Source organism: Mesorhizobium sp. M2A.F.Ca.ET.037.01.1.1 (assembly GCF_003998075.1).
GTDB lineage: Bacteria > Pseudomonadota > Alphaproteobacteria > Rhizobiales > Rhizobiaceae > Mesorhizobium.
Genome location: NZ_RZSA01000736.1, coordinates 1 through 3,484, shown reverse-complemented (window position 1 = coordinate 3,484; position 3,484 = coordinate 1). Strand labels below are relative to the sequence as shown.

At 66.2% G+C, this 3,484-nt stretch carries 3 protein-coding genes and 2 pseudogenes; 2 read left to right on the top strand and 3 right to left on the bottom strand.

Annotation, left to right across the window (positions count from 1 at the left end):
- A pseudogene (locus EOA27_RS27990) lies at positions 1–359 on the bottom strand (anti-sigma factor); the annotation flags it as partial.
- Positions 356–877, bottom strand: a complete 522-nt coding sequence (locus tag EOA27_RS27985; RefSeq protein ID WP_189343135.1) for a sigma-70 family RNA polymerase sigma factor — start codon at positions 875–877, stop codon at positions 356–358. The pseudogene EOA27_RS27990 and the gene EOA27_RS27985, both read right to left, overlap by 4 nt.
- Positions 878–1,026: 149 nt before the next feature.
- On the opposite strand from EOA27_RS27985, the gene EOA27_RS27980 reads away from it, so the two are divergent.
- Positions 1,027–2,211, top strand: coding sequence for an amino acid aminotransferase (locus EOA27_RS27980; RefSeq protein WP_126082752.1), 1,185 nt, complete (start codon positions 1,027–1,029; stop codon positions 2,209–2,211).
- An 80-nt stretch (positions 2,212–2,291) separates the two neighbouring features.
- A complete protein-coding gene (mazG, locus tag EOA27_RS27975) occupies positions 2,292–3,116 on the top strand; it encodes a nucleoside triphosphate pyrophosphohydrolase (protein ID WP_126082753.1) in 825 nt (274 codons plus the stop codon).
- Positions 3,117–3,124: 8 nt separating this feature from the next.
- On the opposite strand, the pseudogene EOA27_RS27970 reads toward mazG, so the two are convergent.
- A pseudogene (locus EOA27_RS27970) lies at positions 3,125–3,484 on the bottom strand (GTPase HflX); the annotation flags it as partial.

The following is a 3,484-nucleotide window of genomic DNA, read 5'->3' as shown; positions in this document are numbered from 1 at the left end:
GTCGAGGCGCCCCCCTGGGTCACCGCGATGGGCCCGAAAATGCCGTGGGCAAGCCAACCCGCCGCGACCAGCACGGCCGCGGCGGCGGCGCGCTGCAGCACGATAAGCATCCGCCCCCTGGCAAGGGCTCTTTCCAGCCGCCGCGCCGCTTCGGTCGTGGCCGGACGCGCCGTGCCGACGGGGCCGGCAAGCGCGACGCGCAGTTCGTCACGCGTCCTCAGGTCCGACATCACGCGCGCCGCCGCTTCCGGGCGCGCGGCGAGGTGCGCCTCGACCTCGATGCGGCGGGCGACATCCAGCTGGTCGTCTACATAGGCGTCGAGATCGGCATCGGTTACGGGGTCGACAATGACGGTCATTGATCGTCTCCCACGATCCTGAGATGCGGCCTGGCTTTCTGCGGCGCGCCCTCCTCCATCTCGCGCAGCGCGGCGCGCGCGCGGCCGATGCGCGACATCAAGGTTCCGAGCGGCACGCCGATGACTTCGGCGGCCTGCTGATAGGAAAGCCCCTCGATGGCGACGAGATGGAGCGCGGAGCGCTGTTCCTCGGGGAGCGAAAGAAACGCTTCCCGGACCTGCGACAGGCGCACGGAATGGTCCTGCGAGGCCGGCACGCTCTGGTCGGTGACGAGGCCGGCTTGTTCGATGCGCGCCGTCTCGGAGCGGCGCGAGCGCATGCGGTCGATGAAGACGTTGTGCACGATCGCCAAGAGCCAGGCGCGCAGATTGCCGTCGGAGCGAAAGGTCGCGCGCCGCTCATAGGCGCGCACCAGCGCGTCATGGACGAGATCCTCAGCATCGGTGCTGTCGCGCGTCAGCGAGCGCGCATAGCGCCGCAGCGATCCCAACTGCCCGACAATTTCGAAGCGTGCCATAGACCGTTTCATGCCCTGTTTACGAAGCCTGTAGGGGATTTAATCCCCCTGCCCGGCATTTTCTTTATGCATCGCCGGCGCGCTGAGGAAACCGCTGGCGCGGCGGGGGCTATTTGCGTATCACTCCGCCGCCATTGGAGTCCTTTTCGATGTTCGAGACCCTGCAGCCCGCACCCGCCGACAAGATCCTTGCCCTGATCGGCCTCTACCGCAGCGATCCACGTCCGGGCAAAGTCGACCTCGGCGTCGGCGTCTACAAGGACATCGAGGGCAGGACGCCGGTAATGCGCGCCGTGCGCGAGGCCGAGAAGAGGCTGCTGGCGAGCCAGGACACCAAGACCTACCTCGGCCTTGCCGGCGACACCGGCTTCAACGCCGCCATGATCAAGCTCGCCTTCGGCGAAAAGGCCGATCATTCGCGCATACGCGCGGCTCAGGCGCCGGGCGGATCCGGCGCGCTCAGGCTGGTGGCAGAGCTGCTGCAGCGCACGCGTCCCGGCGCGACGGTGTGGCTTTCCGACCCGACCTGGCCGAACCATCCGCCCGTGATGCGGGCCGCCGGCCTTGAGGTTCGCAACTATCCCTATTTCGATGCCGCCTCCGGCGCTGTGCGCTTCGACGAGATGCTGGCAACGCTCAGGACGGCCAACAGCGGCGACGTCGTGCTGCTGCATGGCTGCTGCCACAACCCGACCGGCGCCAATCTCGACGCCGCGCAGTGGGCGAAGGTCGCGGACGTTCTCCTGGAGCGCGGCCTGCTGCCTTTCGTCGACATCGCCTATCAGGGATTTGGCGAGGGCCTGGACGCCGATGCCGCGGGTCTGCGGCTCTTGGCCGACAAGGTGCCGGAGATGGTTGTCGCTTCGAGCTGCTCGAAGAATTTCGCCGTCTATCGCGACCGCGTGGGTGCTGCGATGATCATGGCCAAAGACGGCGCGCAGGCCGATGTGGCGATGAGCCAGGTGCTGGCGGCGGCGCGGGCGCTTTATTCGATGCCGCCGGATCATGGCGCCGCGGCGGTGCGCATGGTGCTGGAAGACGCCGGCCTGAGGAAGGACTGGGAGACGGAGCTCGAGGAGATGCGGCTGCGGATGCTGAGGTTGCGCGTCGCTTTTGCCGAAGCATTGCGCCGGCAGTCCAACTCGGATCGCTTCGATTTCGTCGCCAGCCATCGCGGCATGTTTTCCAGGCTTGGGCTGACGGAAGCACAGGTGGAGCGCCTGCGCACCGATCACGCCGTCTACATGGTCGGCGACAGCCGCATCAACGTCGCCGGCCTGCCGGAGGACGGCATGGACGATCTCGCCAAGGCGATTGTCTCAGTGCTCGACTGAAGGCCGCGACAGCTGTGGACAAGTCACGCCGGCGAGCCGCCGGGATGGCCGACTTGCGGGCCGCGCGCTAGCTTGAGGCCATGAAGCCCTCGAAAGACATTTCCCGGCTGATCGAGATCATGGCGGCGTTGCGCGCGCCGAAGACCGGCTGCCCGTGGGATATCGAGCAGAACTTTTCGACCATCGCGCCCTACACGATCGAGGAAGCCTATGAAGTGGCCGACGCGATCGCGCGCGGCGATTTCGACGACCTGCGCGAGGAACTGGGCGACCTATTGCTGCAGGTCGTCTACCACGCGCAGATGGCCGAGGAGATCGGCGAGTTCGCTTTCGGCGATGTGGTCGAGGCCATCACCACCAAGATGATCCGCCGCCATCCGCACGTCTTCGGCGATGAGAAGGCGCGCAGCGCCGGCATGGCCAAGGGCATGTGGGAGAAGATCAAGGCTGAGGAGAAGGCTGAAAAGCGCAGTGCCCGCATCGCGCGCGGGCTCGATCCGGAGGATCACGGCAAGGGTTTTCTCGACAGCGTTCCGGTGGCGCTCCCTGCCCTGACACGCGCGCTCAAGCTGCAGGAGAAAGCAGCGCGCGTCGGCTTCGATTGGAGCGAGGCAGCCCCCATCCTCGACAAGATCGAGGAGGAAATCGGCGAATTGCGCGAAGCGCTCACCACGGGGGATGCCGCGCCGATCAAGGACGAGTTCGGCGACATGTTGTTTGCCATCGTCAATCTTGGCCGCCATCTCAAGCTCGATTCGGAAGCGGCGCTCAGCGGCACCAATGAAAAGTTCCGCTCCCGCTTCCACTATGTCGAGCAGGCCGTGGCGGCTTCGGGCGGTTCGCTGGAGAAGGCGACGCTCGACGAGATGGAAGCGCTCTGGCAGCAGGCCAAAAGCGCCAAGTAATCAGCCGGTTAGCTATCGTTCTTGCGATGCAGCCGGCTCTCGATCTCCTGCCGGGCGCTATGCGTGGCCGTGAGCGAGAGAGTGACGCTGCCGTCCTCATTGTCGGTGCGCGAAACGATGTCGCCGTTGCGGTACAGCCAGTCGACCTGGCCGAGCTGGGCCGGGCTCAACGTCACCGTCATCGTCTCCAGCTCGCCCGACACCCGCGTCTCGATCAGCGCTTTCAGCGTGTCCAGTCCCTCGCCGGTCACCGCCGAAATGGCGATCGGCGGTGACTTGCCGCTCGCTCCCTCCGCAAGCAGCCGCTCGCGATTGCCCTCGTCGAGCAGGTCGATCTTGTTCCAGACCTCGATCACGCGGTTCGTGTC